This window comes from uncultured Microbacterium sp., from assembly GCF_947488465.1.
Taxonomy (GTDB): Bacteria; Actinomycetota; Actinomycetes; order Actinomycetales; family Microbacteriaceae; genus Microbacterium.
This window is the reverse complement of the sequence record NZ_CANKZA010000002.1, coordinates 1-16,290: the sequence shown is the minus strand read 5'-3', so window position 1 is coordinate 16,290 and position 16,290 is coordinate 1. Positions and strand designations below refer to the sequence as shown.

Annotated in this window: 14 protein-coding genes; 4 read left to right on the top strand and 10 right to left on the bottom strand. The window is 69.3% G+C overall.

Going from position 1 to position 16,290, the window contains the following annotated elements; translation table 11 throughout:
• Positions 1–2: 2 nt before the first annotated feature.
• The 8 genes from Q0653_RS05090 to Q0653_RS05055 form a co-directional block, all read right to left on the bottom strand.
• Positions 3–1,544, bottom strand: a complete 1,542-nt coding sequence (locus tag Q0653_RS05090) for a carboxyl transferase domain-containing protein (protein WP_298943182.1) — start codon at positions 1,542–1,544, stop codon at positions 3–5.
• 73 nt (positions 1,545–1,617) lie between these two features.
• Complete coding sequence (locus Q0653_RS05085; protein ID WP_298740565.1) at positions 1,618–1,761, bottom strand: hypothetical protein; 144 nt, start codon at positions 1,759–1,761, stop codon at positions 1,618–1,620.
• Positions 1,758–2,801: a nitronate monooxygenase gene (locus Q0653_RS05080; RefSeq protein ID WP_298943180.1), complete on the bottom strand. Its 1,044-nt coding sequence runs from the start codon at positions 2,799–2,801 to the stop codon at positions 1,758–1,760. Before Q0653_RS05080 ends, Q0653_RS05085 begins: the two co-directional genes overlap by 4 nt.
• Positions 2,802–2,826: 25 nt before the next feature.
• A complete protein-coding gene (locus Q0653_RS05075; protein ID WP_298943178.1) occupies positions 2,827–3,744 on the bottom strand; it encodes a VOC family protein in 918 nt (305 codons plus the stop codon).
• Positions 3,745–3,812: 68 nt separating this feature from the next.
• Entirely contained in the window at positions 3,813–5,234 is a 1,422-nt protein-coding gene (locus Q0653_RS05070) for a rhamnulokinase family protein (RefSeq protein ID WP_298943176.1), read from the bottom strand.
• A gap of 97 nt (positions 5,235–5,331) precedes the next feature.
• On the bottom strand, positions 5,332–7,368 hold the full coding sequence (locus Q0653_RS05065) for a bifunctional aldolase/short-chain dehydrogenase (protein ID WP_298943174.1): 2,037 nt from the start codon (positions 7,366–7,368) through the stop codon (positions 5,332–5,334).
• 111 nt (positions 7,369–7,479) lie between these two features.
• Positions 7,480–8,640: an L-rhamnose isomerase gene (rhaI, locus tag Q0653_RS05060; RefSeq protein WP_298742296.1), complete on the bottom strand. Its 1,161-nt coding sequence runs from the start codon at positions 8,638–8,640 to the stop codon at positions 7,480–7,482.
• A 2-nt stretch (positions 8,641–8,642) separates the two neighbouring features.
• Positions 8,643–9,008, bottom strand: a complete 366-nt coding sequence (locus Q0653_RS05055; protein ID WP_298943172.1) for an L-rhamnose mutarotase — start codon at positions 9,006–9,008, stop codon at positions 8,643–8,645.
• 125 nt (positions 9,009–9,133) lie between these two features.
• On the opposite strand from Q0653_RS05055, the gene Q0653_RS05050 reads away from it, so the two are divergent.
• On the top strand, positions 9,134–10,129 hold the full coding sequence (locus Q0653_RS05050; protein WP_298742079.1) for a LacI family DNA-binding transcriptional regulator: 996 nt from the start codon (positions 9,134–9,136) through the stop codon (positions 10,127–10,129).
• Between the two features lie 16 nt (positions 10,130–10,145).
• Complete coding sequence (locus Q0653_RS05045) at positions 10,146–12,563, top strand: glycoside hydrolase family 2 TIM barrel-domain containing protein (RefSeq protein ID WP_298943170.1); 2,418 nt, start codon at positions 10,146–10,148, stop codon at positions 12,561–12,563.
• 114 nt (positions 12,564–12,677) lie between these two features.
• Here the strand turns inward: Q0653_RS05045 and Q0653_RS05040 are convergent, their stop codons facing one another.
• Both Q0653_RS05040 and Q0653_RS05035 read right to left on the bottom strand, forming a co-directional pair.
• Positions 12,678–14,000, bottom strand: a complete 1,323-nt coding sequence (locus Q0653_RS05040; RefSeq protein ID WP_298943894.1) for an MFS transporter — start codon at positions 13,998–14,000, stop codon at positions 12,678–12,680.
• 5 nt (positions 14,001–14,005) lie between these two features.
• Entirely contained in the window at positions 14,006–14,434 is a 429-nt protein-coding gene (locus Q0653_RS05035) for a MarR family transcriptional regulator (RefSeq protein ID WP_298943166.1), read from the bottom strand.
• Positions 14,435–14,516: 82 nt separating this feature from the next.
• On the opposite strand from Q0653_RS05035, the gene Q0653_RS05030 reads away from it, so the two are divergent.
• Together Q0653_RS05030 and Q0653_RS05025 are read left to right on the top strand one after the other, a co-directional pair.
• Positions 14,517–15,365: an alpha/beta fold hydrolase gene (locus Q0653_RS05030; RefSeq protein ID WP_298943164.1), complete on the top strand. Its 849-nt coding sequence runs from the start codon at positions 14,517–14,519 to the stop codon at positions 15,363–15,365.
• A gap of 72 nt (positions 15,366–15,437) precedes the next feature.
• A complete protein-coding gene (locus Q0653_RS05025) occupies positions 15,438–16,217 on the top strand; it encodes a hypothetical protein (RefSeq protein ID WP_298943162.1) in 780 nt (259 codons plus the stop codon).
• Positions 16,218–16,290: the final 73 nt, after the last annotated feature.

Genomic DNA, 16,290 nt, shown 5'->3' with positions numbered 1-16,290 from the left:
GGTCACATCCGGAAGACACCGTAGCCCGGCGCCTCCATCGGGGCGCGCGTGACGACATCCAGGGCCAGCCCGAGCACATCGCGGGTCTCATCCGGGGCGATGATGCCGTCGTCCCACAGGCGCGCGGTCGAGTAATAGGGGCTCCCCTGCTCTTCGTACTGCGCGCGGATCGGCGCCTCGTACGCCGCCTGATCTCCGGTCGACCACTCCTGGCCGGCAGCTTGGAGCTGGTCGCGACGGACGGTCGAGAGAACGGATGCCGCTTGCGGCCCGCCCATGACCGACACCCGTGCGCCCGGCCACAGCCAGAGGAACCGGGGTGAGTACGCGCGCCCGCACATCGAGTAGGTCCCGGCGCCGAACGAACCGCCGACGACGACCGTGAGCTTGGGCACCCGCGCGCACGCGACGGCATTCACCATCTTCGCGCCGTGTTTGGCGATGCCGCCCTCTTCGTACTCCCGGCCGACCATGAACCCGGTGATGTTCTGCAGGAACAGCAGCGGGATGCCGCGCTGATCGCACAGTTGGATGAAATGCGTACCCTTGAGCGCCGACTCCCCGAACAGCACGCCGTTGTTGGCGACGATCCCGACCCGGTGTCCGTGGATGCGGGCGAAGCCGGTCACGAGCGTCGTGCCGTACTCGCTCTTGAACTCGTCGAAGCGGCTCTCGTCCACGAGCCGGACGATGATCTCGCGAGCGTCGTAGGGCGTTGTGAGGTCGACCGGGACGACATCGGCGAGGGGCGTCGTGACGTGGGGCTCGCGCGATTCGTCGGTGGGCGGTTCGGCCGGTCGCGGGAGAGTCTCCAGGATGGTGCGGACGATCTGCAGCGCGTGCGCGTCGTCGTCGGCGAGATGGTCGACGACGCCCGAGATGCGGGCGTGCGTGAGGCCACCGCCGAGGTCTTCTGCCGACACGATCTCTCCGGTGGCGGCCTTCACCAGCGGCGGTCCGCCGAGGAAGATCGTGCCCTGGTTCCTGACGATGACCGTCTCGTCGCTCATGGCCGGTACGTAGGCGCCGCCGGCCGTCGACGATCCCATCACCGCTGCGATCTGGGCGATGCCGTCGCGAGACATGCGGGCTTGGTTGTAGAAAATGCGGCCGAAGTGGTCGCGGTCGGGGAAAACTTCGTCTTGCAGCGGAAGGTAGGCGCCGCCGGAGTCGACGAGGGAGATGCACGGCAGCCGGTTGTCGGCCGCGACTTCTTGCGCACGCAGATGCTTCTTCACCGTCAGGGGGAAGTAAGTGCCCCCTTTGACCGTCGCGTCGTTGGCGAGAACCATGACGTGGCGTCCGTGGACGAGGCCGATACCGGCGACGACGCCGGCCGCGGGCGCTTCTGCGTCGTAGAGGTCCCACGCGGCGAGCGGCGCGAGCTCGAGGAACGGGCTGCCGGGGTCGAGGAGCGCGTCGATCCGATCGCGGGCGAGCATTTTGCCGCGCTCGAGGTGACGGCGCCGCGATGACTCCGGACCACCGAGGGCCGCGATCGCACGGCGCTCGTCGAGCTCGGCGAGCAGGTCGGTGTAGGCCATCCGGACCCCCTCGTTCGGTTACGGCGCGCTAACTGAAATCAGGTTAGTGACCGATAACCGAAATGTCGAGGGGTCAGGCGGGCGCGGCATCCGGGTCGAGCGTGGCGAGGGTATCGTCTTCGACGCCGTTGTCGGCCACGAGCTCGTCCTCGGTCGTCTCATCGCCGCCGAGCGGCGCTCCGTCGGTGGTCGGGTGGCTGTCGTCGGGAGTGCTCATGGCTCGAGGTTACGCGCGTGCGGCATCCCGTGGGCCAGCTCATCGAAGACATCGGCGGCATGATCGACGCGCGCGAGTGGCGCGCCCTGTCCCGCCCACAGCGATTGGAGGTCGCCGTCGCCGATCCGGTTGGCCTCGGCGCGCACGGCGCCGACCACCCAACTCTGCGCGGGGTAGGGCGCGATCGCGCCCGCCTCGATCGTCTCGATGAAGAGGTTCGGGATGCCCCGAGCCAGCCGTCCCGTCGCGGCGCGCGTCAGAACGGTGCCGTCCGCCGCGATCGCACCGAGGGCGGCGCGGTGCGCGTCGCTCGCCGCCGACTCGCGCGTGCGGAGAAACGCCGTGCCGACCTGGACCGCCGCCGCGCCGAGGGCGAACGCGGCAGCGACGCCGCGCCGGTCGGCGATGCCGCCGGCCGCGATCACCGGGATGTCGACGGCATCCACCACCTGCGGCACGAGCGCGAACGTCCCCACGAGAGAGCGATCGGCGGGGCGGAGGAAGCTCACCCGGTGTCCACCGGCTTCGAACCCACTCGCGACGACGGCGTCTGCTCCGGCGCGTTCGACCGCGATCGCCTCGGCCACGGTCGTTGCGGCGCCCACCAGGCGGATGCCGGCGGCGCGGAAGCGGTCGACGACGTCGGGCCCCGGCATCCCGAACACGAAGCTCGCGACCGCGGGGCGTGCATCGAGGACCGCGGCGAATTGCTCCTCGATGTCCGGATGCGTGGGCGTGCCCGTCGGCGGGTCGATGCCCAGGCGTGCGTAGAGCGGCGCGGCGGTCGCGAGCGCGGCGGTGACGTCGACGTCGGAGGCGGAGAGCTCATCGGCGGTCGGGATCCAGAGGTTCAGCGCGAACGGACGATCCGTCGCCGCGCGCAGCAGTTCTGCGGTCTGGACGATGCGATCGGGGGAGTAACCGTAGAGCCCGTATGAGCCGAGGCCCCCGGCCGTGCTGACGGCGGCTGTCAGAGCGACCGAGGACATTCCGCCGAAGGGGCCGAGCACGATCGGGGTGTCCACACCGAGAAGGGTCATGCCTCCAGCTTGCCCGCTCGCGGTGTCAGCGCGCGAGAAGCTCGTCGACCGTCACGCCCGGCAGCGAAAGCGTGACCTCGGTGCCCCAGGGGTCATGGGCGATGAGCGACGTGCCGTTGTCGGTGAACGTCTGCGCGTGTCCGCGGAGGCGCGCCGCGACCGCGTCGAGGTCGGCGCGGGTCGGCACCGTGATCGCCACTTCGCCGAGGCCGAGCCGCGCGGCGCGTGGGCCCGCGCCGCGGCTGTTCCACACGTTCATCCCGAGGTGGTGGTGGTACCCGCCCGCCGACGCGAACAGGGCCGTCGGGATGGAGGAGACAGTCGCCTCGAATCCCAGCGCGTCGACGTAGAACGCGCGCGCCGCGTCGATGTCGCCCACCTGCAGGTGCACGTGACCGACGCGTCCGGCGAGGGCGGGGCCGGCATCCAGCGCGTCCTGCGTGAGGTGGGTGCGGAGGTATTCGTTCGGGTCGAGATACAGGGTGTCCATGCCGATCTCGCCGTTGATGTGCTGCCACGTGTCACGGGCGCGGTCGGTGTACAGCTCGATTCCGTTGCCTTCGGGATCGGTGAAGTAGAAAGCCTCGCTGACGAGGTGATCGCTCGAACCGGTGAACTGGGTGCGGGCGTCGTGAGCGGCGCGATATACGGTGGCCGCGAGGCTCGCCTGCGTATCGAAGAGGAACGCGGTGTGGAAGAGTCCGGCCTCCCGGGGGTTGACCTCGGGAAGTTCCGGCGTGTGGATGAGGCGCATCATCGGCACGTCGCCGCGACCCAGAACGCGATGCACCTCGCGCCCGCGCGTGCGTTCTTCGATCGGGTTCAGCGCGAACGCCTCGCCGTAGTAGCCGCTCATCAGATCGAGATCGCCGACGCGGAGGGTGACCGCATCCATCTGCGTGTCGGGGTGGATGACGCGCTCGGCGTCGTGCAGAGAGGTCATGTTGCTCCTGTCGTGAACGCTCTCCACGATAGAAGCCCGCAGATGGGTGGGGCCGGTTTCGGCAGGAATCAGCTGCGCGGGTCGAACCGCCGCGGTGCGTGCGTGCGCGCGACGAGATCCCGGAGCGACTCGAGGCTGCCGGAGACGAAGCCTGCCGCGCGCGCCTGCACGAGCACGTTGCCGAGCGCGGTCGCCTCGACCGGACCGGCGAGCACCGGCACGCCGGCGCGGTCGGCCGTGCGCTGACACAGGAGGGCGTTGAGGGCGCCGCCGCCGACGATGTGGATCGTGCGGACATCGATCCCGCCCAGCCGGCCCGCGGTGGCGGTGGCCTCGGCGAACGCCTGCGCGAGTGATTCGACGATCGCGCGTGTGTACTCGGCGCGGCTCTGCGGTGCGCGCACCCCGTGGTCGGCATACCAGGCGTCGATCCGGGCGGGCATGTCGCCGGGCGGCAGGAAACGGGCGTCGTTGATGTCGAAGACGGGCACAGCGGATGCCGGGACGTCGGCTGCCGAATCGAGCAAGGTCGGCAGGTCGATGGCGTGCCCTTCCTGGCGTTCCCAGCCGCGGACGGTCTCGCTGAGCACCCACAGCCCCATGACGTTGTGGAGGAGTCGCACGCGCCCGTCGACGCCGCCCTCGTTCGTGAAGTTCGCCGCGAGTGCGTCGGGGGTGAGAACCGGGCGCTCGACCTCCACGCCGACCAGGCCCCAGGTGCCGCACGAGATGTAGGCCGCGGCATCCGCGTGCATCGGGATGGCGACGACCGCCGAGGCGGTGTCGTGTGAGCCGACCGCGACCACGGGCGCCTGTCCGCCGAGCGACGCGGCGACCTCGGGGCGGAGTGCGCCGAGGCGCTCGCCGGGCGCGATGAGCGGGGGGAGGATTCCGCGGGGGACACCGAGTCGCTCGATCAGGCTGTCGTCCCACGCGTGGTCGAGCCAACGCAGGAGTCCGGTCGTCGAGGCGTTCGTCAGCTCGGCGCGGGCGCTGCCGGTGAGCCAGAATCCCAGCAGATCGGGGATCATGAGCGCAGTGTCGGCGGCATCCATCAGGAACGGATCTTCCGCGGCGAACTGATAGAGCGTGTTGAACGGCAGGAACTGCAGGCCGTTGCGCTCGAACAGTTCGGCGTGCGGCAGCTGCGCGTGCACGGCGGCGACGCCGCGCGCGGTGCGCTCGTCGCGATAGTGGAACGGTGTGCCCAGGAGGCGCCCGGCGCGGAGCAGCCCGTAGTCCACGGCCCACGAGTCGATCCCGATGCTCGCGATCGCCGGCTCCGCGCGGAATGCCTCGCGGAGCCCGGCGAGGGCCGCGCTGTACAGCCCGAGCACATTCCAGTGCAGGTCGTCGCCGAGGGGGATCGGGTCGTTGGCGAAACGCGCGACGGTCGTCGTCTCGAGCGTGTCCGGTCCGACACGCCCGACGATCACGCGGCCGCTCGTCGCCCCGAGGTCGACGGCGGCGACGGAGCCCGCGGTGTTCATCACCGTTCCTGCCCTGTCGCATGGCCGCTGGTGCGGGAGAGCACTCGTGTGGCGGATGAGGCGCGCCGGGCGCTGCGCGCCATACCACGGAGCACGATCACCGGAGGAAGGCGGCCGCGACGCCGGAGTCGACCGGGATGTGCAGCCCCGTCGTGCGGGTGAGTTCCGGACCGGTGAGGACGTAGACGGCATCCGCCACGTTCTCGGGCACGACCTCGCGCTTGAGGATCGTGCGGTTCGCGTAGAACTGGCCGAGGTCCTTCTCTTCCACGCCGTAGGTGGCGGCGCGGTTGGCTCCCCAGCCGGCGGCGAAAATGCCGGAGCCGCGGACGACTCCGTCGGGGTTGATGCCGTTGACCTTCACGCCGTGCTCGCCGAGTTCGACCGCGAGCAGCCGCACCTGGTGCGCCTGGTCGGCCTTGGTCGCGGAGTATGCGATGTTGTTGGGCCCTGCGAAGACGGAGTTCTTCGACGAGATGTAGATGACGTCGCCGCCCATCTTCTGCTCGATGAGGGCCTTGGCCGCCGCCTTGCTGACGAGGAACGAACCCTTGGCCATGACGTCGTGCTGCAGGTCCCAGTCCTTCTCGGAGGTTTCCAGCAGCGGCTTCGACAGCGAGAGTCCCGCGTTGTTGACGACGAGGTCGATGCCGCCGAAGGCGAGCACGGTCGCGTCGATCGCGGCCTGCACGGCATCCGCGTCGGCGACGTTCGCGGCGACGCCGATCGCGACGTCGGTGCCGCCGAGCCCGGCCGCGGTGGCCTGCGCCTTCTCGAGGTCGAGGTCGGCGACGACGACGCATGCGCCCTCGGCCGCCAGGCGCGTCGCGATGGCCTTGCCGATGCCGGAGGCGGCGCCGGTGACGAAGGCGATGCGCCCCTGATGGGTCTTGGGCTTCGGCATCCGCTGCAGCTTCGCCTCTTCGAGAGCCCAGTATTCGATGCGGAACTTCTCCGCGTCGGAAATCGGGGAGTACGTCGAGAGCGACTCGGCGCCGCGCATCACGTTGATCGCGTTGATGTAGAACTCACCTGCGACCCGGGCGGTCTGCTTGTTCGCGCCATAGCTGAACATGCCGACACCCGGGATGAGGACGATCAGCGGATCGGCGCCGCGGATCGCAGGGCTTTCGGCGGTCGCGTGCGCGTCGTAATACGCCTGATAGTCGGCACGGTACTCGGCGTGAAGCTCCTGAAGGCGCGCGATCTGCTCCTCGACGGATGCCGTGACCGGCAGGTCGAGGATCAGCGGCTTCACCTTGGTGCGGAGGAAATGGTCGGGGCAGCTCGTGCCGAGGGCCGCGAGGCGCGGGGCTTCGGCGGACGCGAGGAAATCGAGGACGACGTCCGCATCGGTGAAGTGGCCCACCATCGGCTTGTCCGTCGACGCGATGCCGCGGATCGTCGGCGCGAGGGCCGCGGCGCGGGCAAGCCGGTCGGCCTCAGGGAGAGCCTCGAAACCGGGGCGGATGCTGCCGAACGGCTCGGCCGTGCCGTGCTCCGCGATGTACGCGGCGGCGGTGTCGATGATCCACGACGAGTTCCGCTCGGCTTCGTCGGACGTGTCGCCCCACGCCGTGATGCCGTGCCCACCGAGGATGCAGCCGACGGCCTGCGGGTTCTGCGCTTTGATCTCGGCGATGTCGAGCCCGAGCTGGAAGCCGGGACGACGCCACGGCACCCAGACGACGGTGTCGCCGAAGATCTGCGTGGTCAGCGCCGGGCCGTCGGCGGCAGTCGCGATCGCGATGCCGCTGTCGGGATGCAGGTGGTCGACGTGTGCGGCATCCACGAGCCCGTGCATCGCCGTGTCGATCGAGGGCGCCGCGCCGCCCTTGCCGTGCAGGCAGTAGTCGAACGCGGCGACCATCTCGTCTTCGCGATCGACCCCGGGGTAGACGTTCACGAGCGCGCGCATGCGGTCGAGTCGCAGCACTGCGAGGCCCTCGGGCTTCAGTGTGCCGAGGTCACCACCGGAGCCCTTGACCCAGAGCAGCTCGACGGGGTCGCCCGTGACGGGATCGGTCTCGGTGCCCTTGGCGGACGTGTTGCCGCCGGCATAGTTGGTGTTTTTCGGGTCGGCGCCGAGGCGGTTGCTGCGCGCGATGAGCTCAGCGGCGGTGGGGTTCGTCATGGGGAGTTCCTTAGGTGTGGTGCGCGACCCGACGGGATTCGTCGGCTGCGGCGTCCGGAATGGACGAGTCGCGTCGGCTCGGCAAAGTGGGGAGAAGGAAGGGCCGAGGGTTCAGGCGCCCCAGCCGGCCTGGGTGCCGCCGACGCGGGTCGCCTCGATCGTGGACTGGTAGCCGGATGCGGCGAACGCGGCCATCGGGTCGGCCGGCAGGCCGCGGCTCTCACGCCATTCGGCGAGAGCGGGGCGGACGTCGGTGTAGAAGGCATCCATGAACACGGCCTGCGCACCCAGCACGTCGTTTGCCGTGCGCGCCGCCGCCAGGGCGTCGTGGTCGAGGAGCAGCGCGCGAGCGGTCATCTCCTGCACGTTGAGCACCGAGCGGATCTGTCCCGGGATCTTCGCCTCGACGTTGTGGCACTGGTCGAGCATGAAGGCCACGTCGGGGTTGTTCAGCCCCCCGCCGCGGATGACCTCGACGATGATGCGGAACAACTGGAACGGGTCGGCCGCGCCGACGATGAGGTCATCGTCCGCGTAGAACCGCGAGTTGAAGTCGAACGAGCCGAGCTTCCCGAGACGCAGCAGCTGCATCACGATGAACTCGATGTTCGTGCCGGGCGCGTGGTGTCCGGTGTCGAGGCAGACCATCGCGCGGTCGCCGAGGGTGGCCACCTGCGCGTAGGACGTTCCCCAGTCGGGAACGTCGGTGTGATAGAACGACGGCTCGAAGAACTTGTACTCCAGCACGAGGCGTTGTTCGTCCGAGAGACGCTCGTAGATCGTGCGCAACGAGTCGTTCAGGCGGTCCTGGCGCGCACGCATGTCCATCTGGCCGGGGTAGTTCGAGCCCTCGGCGAGCCAGATCTTCAGGTCGCGCGAGCCGGTGGCATCCATCACATCGATGCACTCGAGGTGATGGTCGATGGCCTTGCGACGGATGCGGTCGTCCTCGTGCGTCAGGGCGCCGAACTTGTAGTCCTCGTCCTGGAACGTGTTCGAGTTGATCGTGCCGAGTGCGACGCCGAGGTCTTCCGCGTGGGCGCGGAGCGCGCTGTAGTCGTCGACCTTGTCCCACGGGATGTGCAGGGCCACCGACGGCGCGAGGCCCGTGACGCGGTTGACCTCGGCGGCGTCCGCGACCTTCTCGAACACGTCGCGCGGCGTGCCTTCGGTCGTCCAGACGCGGAAACGGGTGCCCGAGTTGCCGAAGGCCCAGCTGGGAAGCTCGATCCCCTGCTGCTCGAGGGTGGCGGAGATCTCGGGGGTGAACATGCTCACGATCGGTCGCTTTCGTGGTCGGTGTTGACGGATGCCGTCAACTGGTCGTGCAGGTTGAAGACTTCGGTGAGGCCGCTCGCGCCCTGGTCGGGGCGGCCGTCGAGGCCGAGGAAGAACTCGGCCATCGAGGCTTCCCAGCGGGCGGCCACCTCGGATGTCGCGAGATAGGCCTGCGCGGCTGCGTCATCGTCGGTTTCGTAGTAACCGAACAGGCGGCCGCCGTCGCCGAGGAAGAGCGAATAGTTGCGGCGACCGGATGCGGCGATCTCCGCCAACATCTCGGGCCAGACCGGGCTGTGGCGTGCGATGTATTCGTCGACGCGGTCGGGGGAGACCTTTAGTTCGAACGCGACGCGGGGCATGTCACTCCTCTGTGAGGCTCGCGCGGGTGGAGCATCGTGAAACGATCCAGATGTGAATCGTTTCAAACTGTAGTGTGAGATGCGGAACCCGTCAAGAGCAATGCAGCAGAGTCGGTGAGTGGACAGTGTCAGTGAGCATCAAGGATGTCGCCGCCGCGGCATCCGTGTCGGTGGGCACGGTCTCGAACGTGCTGAATCGGCGCGACAAGGTCTCGCCGGCCACCGCCCGACGAGTCCAGGCGGCGATCGATGAGCTCGGATTCGTCCGCAACGACGCCGCCCGCCAGCTGCGCGCCGGCCGGAGCCGCAGCATCGGACTGATCGTGCTCGACAGTGCCAACCCCTTCTTCGCCGAGGTCGCGCGCGGCGCGGAGGAGCGCGCTGCCGCAGCCGGGATCTCGGTGCTCCTGGGCAACAGCGACCAGGATCCGGCGCGCGAGGGCGCGTACCTCGACCTCTTCCGAGAGCAGCGCGTGAACGGCGTGCTGCTCACTCCGCACGACCTGAACGCGGCCATTCTGACGGATGCCGGCATCCCCCTCGTGCTGGTCGACGGTGAACTGCCCGGTGGTGACCTACCCTCGGTGGCGGTCGACGACATCGAGGGGGGGCAGCTCGCGGTCGCGCACCTGCTGGCGCAGGGGCGGCGGCGGATCGCGTTCGTCGGAGGACCCCTCGCCATCCGGCAAGTCGCCGATCGCTTGGAAGGCGCGCGCCGCGCCCTCGCGGAGGTGCCGGACGCGACGCTCGAGGTCATCGAGCTCGATGCGCTGACCGTACTGCGCGGCCGCGAGGCCGGTGAGGCGATCGCCGCGCGACAGGCCGATGCGCGACCGGATGCCGTGTTCTGCGCGAACGATCTGATCGCGGTCGGGGTGCTCCAGGGGACGGCGATTCTCGGGGGCATTCGCGTGCCGCAGGATCTTGCGCTCATCGGCTACGACGACATCGATTTCGCCCAATCGACGGTGGTCCCACTCTCGTCGGTGCGCCAACCCGCCAGAGAGATCGGGGCAAGCGCGGTCGACCTGCTCTTCGATGCGCTGGCCGACCCGACCTCGCCCCCTCGCCATGTGCGCTTCCGACCGGAATTGGTCGTCCGCGCATCCACCGTCCTGTAAGAACCGGAGTCTCCCTGTGATCCGCACCTCCCTGCACGACGGGTGGACCATCGCCCGCAAGCTCGCCGCGTTCGAGAGCCGCGACGGTGTGCCCGCGCCGGCCGCGGTCGCGGTGCCGCACGATGCCCTGCGCGACCTGCCGCGGTCGCCCGACAATGACGGCGGTGTGCACTCCGGATACATCCCCGGGGGTGTCTTCGAGTACGCCCGCGATCTCGAGGTGCCGGCCGAGTGGGCCGAGAAGACCGTGCTGCTGGAGTTCGAGGGCGTGTACCGTGACGCCGTCGTCTACATCAACGGCGCATTCGCCGCGCACGAGCCCAACGGGTACGCGGCCTTCACGGTCGCCGCTGACGCGTTCCTGCGGTTCGGCGAGACGAACACGATCACGGTCGAGGCACGGGCGCACCGCGACAGTCGCTGGTATACGGGCGCGGGAATATACCGGCCCGTGCACCTTGTTGTCGGCGACCCCGTGCACCTCGCCCTCGAGGGAACCACGGTCGTCGCGAACGACATCGACCCGGAGCGCGCGATCGTCGAGATCGCCACCCGCGTGGAGAACACGACGCGGCACACGCGCACTGTGCGGCTGGCGTGGCAGATCGTCGCCCCCGACGGCACGGTCGTCGCCGAGGCGGACTCGCCCGTCACGGTTCTCCCCGGCGGGGAGGCGACGGCCCGCGTGCGACTTCCGGTCGCCGAGCCCGCGCTCTGGGGCCCCGACAGCCCGGTGCGGTACGAGGCTCGGATGACCCTCCGCGACGGCGACGCGGTGATCGACGAGGATGCCGCGGCCTTCGGCATCCGGCGTCTACAGCTCGACGGCGTGCATGGCCTCCGGGTCAACGGGCAGACCGTCGATCTCCGCGGCGCGTGCGTGCACCACGACAACGGGCCGCTCGGTGCGATCACGCATCCGGATGCCGAGGATCGCAAAGTGCGCCTGCTCAAGGAGGGCGGGTTCAACGCGATCCGCAGCGCCCACAACCCGGCGAGTCGGGCCTTGCTCGAGGCGTGCGACCGGCACGGCGTGCTCGTCATGGATGAGCTGAGCGACGTGTGGACCCGCGCGAAGACGGTGTTCGACGCGTCGGTGGGCTTCGACAAGAAGTGGGAGAACGACGTCGCCGCGCTCGTCCTGAAGGACCGCAATCACCCGAGCGTGGTGCTGTATTCGATCGGCAATGAGATTCTCGAGCTCGGCACTCCGCACGGCGCGACCTGGAGCCGCCGCATCGCGGAGGAGTTCCGCCGCCTCGACCCGACGCGCTTCATCACGAACGGCATCAACGGGATCCTCGCGAACATGGACAAAATGGCCGAGGTCCTGGGCGACCTTGCCGAGGCCGATCCCAACACGATGATGGCCGGCATGGGCGAGCAGATGGCGGCATCCAACGCGTCGGAGCTCGTCACCCGCTCGACGGAAGAATCGGCGGCCGTGCTCGACGTCGTCGGCTTCAACTACGCCGATTCGCGCTACGAACTCGACGGCGAGCTGTTCCCGAACCGCATCATCGTGGGCTCCGAGACGTTCCCCGATCGCATCGCGGATCTCTGGCGCGATGTTCAGCGGTTCCCGTACGTGATCGGCGACTTCACCTGGACCGGCTTCGACTACATCGGCGAGGCGGGCATCGGGCGGGTCGAATACACGGATGTCGAGGGCTATCGCTCCACCGGCACGGCCGGTCCGTTCCCCTACCTCTTGGCCCAGTGCGGCGATATCGACATCACCGGGTACCGGACGCCGGCCTCGCTGTACCGCGAGATCGCGTTCGGATTGTCGGCCGGGCCCGCTTTCGCCGTGCACCGCCCCGAGCATCACGGCCGGCCGGTCGAGAAGACGCCGTGGTCGTGGGATGACGCCGTCGCCTCGTGGAGCTGGGGTGCCGAGCCCGGGTCGCCGGTCACGGTCGATGTCTATGCCGCTGCCGACGAGGTCGAACTCCTCCTCGACGGACGCTCGCTGGGTGTGGCGACCGTGGGTGCACCGCGTCCCCTGATCGCCCGTTTCGAGACCGAGTATCAGCCGGGCGAACTCGTCGCGATCGCGCGGCGCGGGGGTGCCGAGGTCGGCCGCTCCGCGCTCCGGACGGCCGGTGAGGTTGCGCTCCGCGCGGTCGCGGAAGCGTCGACGGTGGATGCTGCGGCCGGCCTCGCGTACCTCCCGATCACGCTGACGGATGCTGCCGGAATCGCGGTGTGCGACCGCGACGTGGAGGTGACCGTGGCGGTGTCAGGTCCGGGTGAGCTGGCGGGTCTCGGCTCGGGGCGTGCGCGGACGCTCGAATCGTTCGCGGGCCCGACCCGCAGGACCCACGACGGGCGGCTTCTCGCGATCGTCCGGGCTACGGCATCCGGCACGATCACGCTGACCGCGACCGCCGAAGGCTACGCACCCGCCGTCGTCGAGGTGCGCGCCGGCTGACGGTGTTCTGTGGGCGCGTATGCCCACTTTCGGCGCTGCGGGGGCAGGTGTGGTCGCATCCTCGCGAGGTTGCGGCACGAAGTGCCCCCTCAAGCCAAGAGGGGATGCCGGGGCTCAGCGGCGAGTGGGCTCGGGGAGGGTGATCGGGGTCGTCCCGGCAACCTCGTCGCTGAACTCCTCGGGTGCGACCACGTCGATCGGGCGCGTCTCGTCGAGCGACAGCGCGAAGCGGCGGCTTTCGTGACGGTGGAGGCGGCCCGAGATCAGCAGCCATCCGAAGCCGATCGCGAAGGCCACGGCGGCGGCGACGGCGCCCAGCAGGATCGCCGCCCGGGGACCGAACTCGCCGGCGACCCAGCCGACGATCGGTGCGCCGATCGGGGTGCCGCCCATCAGGATCGCCATGTACAGCGCCAACACGCGCCCGCGGAGCGCCGGGTCGGTCGTCGTCTGCACGTAGCCGTTGGCGGTGGTGAGGGTTGTGACGACCGCGAACCCGGTGAACATGAGCGTGAGGGCATAGAGCCAGTAGTTCGGCATGAACGCCGAGACGACTCCGGCGACGGCGAACAGTCCGGTGCCGACGATCACGAGGCGGATGCGGGCACGATCGCGTCGCGCCGCGAGCAGTGCCCCGGCCAGTGACCCGATCGCGAGGATCGAGCTCAGGAGCCCGTAGCCGTCGGCGCCCTGACCGAATTCCAGAGCCATCGTGGAAGCGAAGATGGGGAAGTTCATGCCGAATGCGCCGAGAAGGAAGACCATCGCGAACGTGACCACGAGGTCAGGGCGTCCACCGACATAGCGGAACCCGTCCGCCAGGCGTGAAGCGCCGGAGGCCCGGACGCGCGGGATCAGCTCGTCTTGGCGGATGAGAGTGAGCGCGAAGATCATCGCGAGGAAGGTCACGGCGTTGATCAGGAAGACCCAGCCGGTGCCGACGGCGACGATGACGATTCCGGCGACGGCGGGGCCGATCATCCGCGCCCCGTTGAAGGATGCCGCGTTCAGCGCGACGGCGTTCGACGCGTTCTCGCGGTCGACGAGATCGGAGACGAACGCCTGCCGCGTCGGGTTGTCGAACGCGGCGATGAGGCCGAGGCCGAGCGCGAACGCGTACATCATCGGCAGAGTCATGACGCCGCTGAGGATCAGGATGCCGATCGCCGCGCCCAGGAGAAGCAGCGCCGTCTGCGTCAGCATCAGGAGCCGCCGCCGGTCGAATCGGTCGGCGACCCACCCGGTGACGCTCACGAGGAGGAGCGGCGGCGCGAACTGGAGCGCCATCGTGATGCCCATCGCGCCGGCGTCGTTGTCGGTCAGTTGGGTCAGGACGACCCAACTGAGGGCGGTCGCCTGCATCCACGCGCCGACGTTGGAGACGAGTGCGCCGATGAACCAGACGCGGTAATTGAAGACGGAGAAGGAGCGGAACATCGGCGTCACCGGGCCGCCACCTCCCGCATGAGGGCAGCGGCGTCGTGCAACGTGCCGCGCTGCTGGGGAGTGAGGCTGTCGAGCGCCGCCTCCAGCCATGAGTCCCGGCGGCGGACCGTCTCCTCGACCACGTCGCGTCCCTCGGGAGTCAGCGCGATGTTGACCTTGCGACGGTCGACGTCGTCCGGAGTGCGGGTGAGATACCCCGACTCTTCGAGGCAGTTCACGGTGCGGTTCATCGACGGCGCTGTGACGCGCTCCCGCTCGGCGAGGTCGCCGAGCGTGTGGGCGCCGTGTACCTTGAGCGCCGCGAGAACGGCGAACTGCCCGTCGCTCATCGAGTCGACGGCGCGTTCGGCCCGGAGGCGCCGCGCGAGGCGAAAGGTCGCCATGCGCAGTTCGGATGCTTCAGAAGTCAGATCGGGAGTACTCATACAGATACTTAGCATAGCTCATTAGTTCTGCTAAGGATCTGGATGCCGGGCGCTGGCGAGGGCGTGCTCTACACTCGCGGTCATGCCCGAGTTCACTGACGCGCACGGCGTCGCGATCGTCTACGACGTCCATTCCGCCGAATCGCCCCGGGCCGTCATCCAACTCCTGCACGGTGTGGGGGAGCATGCGGGCAGATATACGGCGCTGATCGAACGCCTCGTCGCCGACGGATACACCGTGTACGCCGACGATCACCGCGGGCACGGACGGACCGGTGTGCGTCAACACGACGGCGAGCTGTCGAAGCTCGGCCGGCTCGGCCCCGGCGGACATCGCGCCGCGGTCGCCGCGGTCTGGCAGTTCACGCAGATCATCCGGGCCGAAAACCCGGACCTGCCGCTCGTCATTCTCGGCCACTCGTGGGGCTCGTTCCTCACCCAGATCCTCGTGAACGACCATCCGGATGCCTACGACGCGGTCATCCTGAGCGGTTCGTCGCTGCGCTGGCCTGGCTCGCTCAACTCCGGCGATCTCAACAAGCCCTGGAAGGCACCCGACGCCCTCGGCACCGAGTGGTTGTCGTCTGACCCGGCCGTTCATCGGGCCTTTCTCGATGACCCGCTGACCACCTCGACCCCGCTCCCGCAGCTGTTCGGGCCCCTCGACGTGCTCCGCCTGATCGGCAAGCCGCGCAAGGACCTCGGTGTGGACCTGCCGCTGCTCCTGATGGTCGGCCGCGATGACACGGTGGGTGGCCCGCGGAGTGTCCACCGCCTCGCCGACGCCTACCGCACTCGCTCGGGACTCACCGACATCACGACCCTCGTCTACCCGGGTGCGCGCCACGAAATCTTCAACGAGACCATGGCCGGCGACGTCTTCGCTGACCTCCTCGCCTGGCTCGACGCACGATTCCCCGCGCGGGACTGAACTGTGTCGCGCCCGCGCAAGAAGTCCCGCCCGCGACGGAGGACACCGGCATCCCCACCGCCGCCACCGCGCGTGCGCGAACCCGAACCCGCCTGGGCGGTGCGCCGCTGGGGCGTCATCAGGATCATCGTGATCGCGCTCGCGGCGGCGACTGCGCTGGGCCTGGGGTGCTTCGAGGCGGATGCCTTCCTCGCTGAGAAGCCGGGCTTCTGGGCACTCGTGGGCGTGGGCATCGGCGCGGCCGGCCTCGTCGCGGCGCTACGGATGATCGCCTTCCCGGTCGAAGCGGTCGTCGCGTACGAGAAGGGCGAACGCGGCCCGTGGGCGCGCGCTCTCGAGATCATTCTGGCGCGGACTCTCGCCGACACGGGCTGGCTCGTGGTCACGATTGTGGTCGGGGTGGCCGTGCGGAGCGCCGTCATCGTGGCCGGGTCCGGGTGGTCAGCCGGTGTCATCCGGAGTTTCGTGATCGCGCCGCTCGTCGGTTTCATCGTGTTCGCGTCGCTGCTGATCGTGGGCTGGTTGCTCGTGCTCGCCAGTTGCGGCCTCGCGCGCCTCGCGCGGATGCGTCGGACCGGGGAGCGCGTTCCGGCATCCGCCTGGTGGAGCATCGCTGTCGTCGCGGGGCTCGCGCTCGCCGTGCCGGCGACCTTCGCCGTGGGGCTCTCGGACACGACGTCGGTGTCGCTCGAGGGCGGCGACGCCATCGGCGCGTTCCTGTTCGGCGAGGTGTGGCTCGAGCATCCGTGGCAGTACTTCGTCCTGTGGATCGCCCGGATCGGCACGTACGCGACTGCGATCAGCCTCGTCGGTGTGATCGTCTCGCGGTGGCAGACGCGGCGGCGCGCCTAGGTGTACTGACCTCGACCGTTGTTGATTCGGTCGATGGGGGTTTTGCCTCCGATGCCGAGGTGGTGCCTGTCTA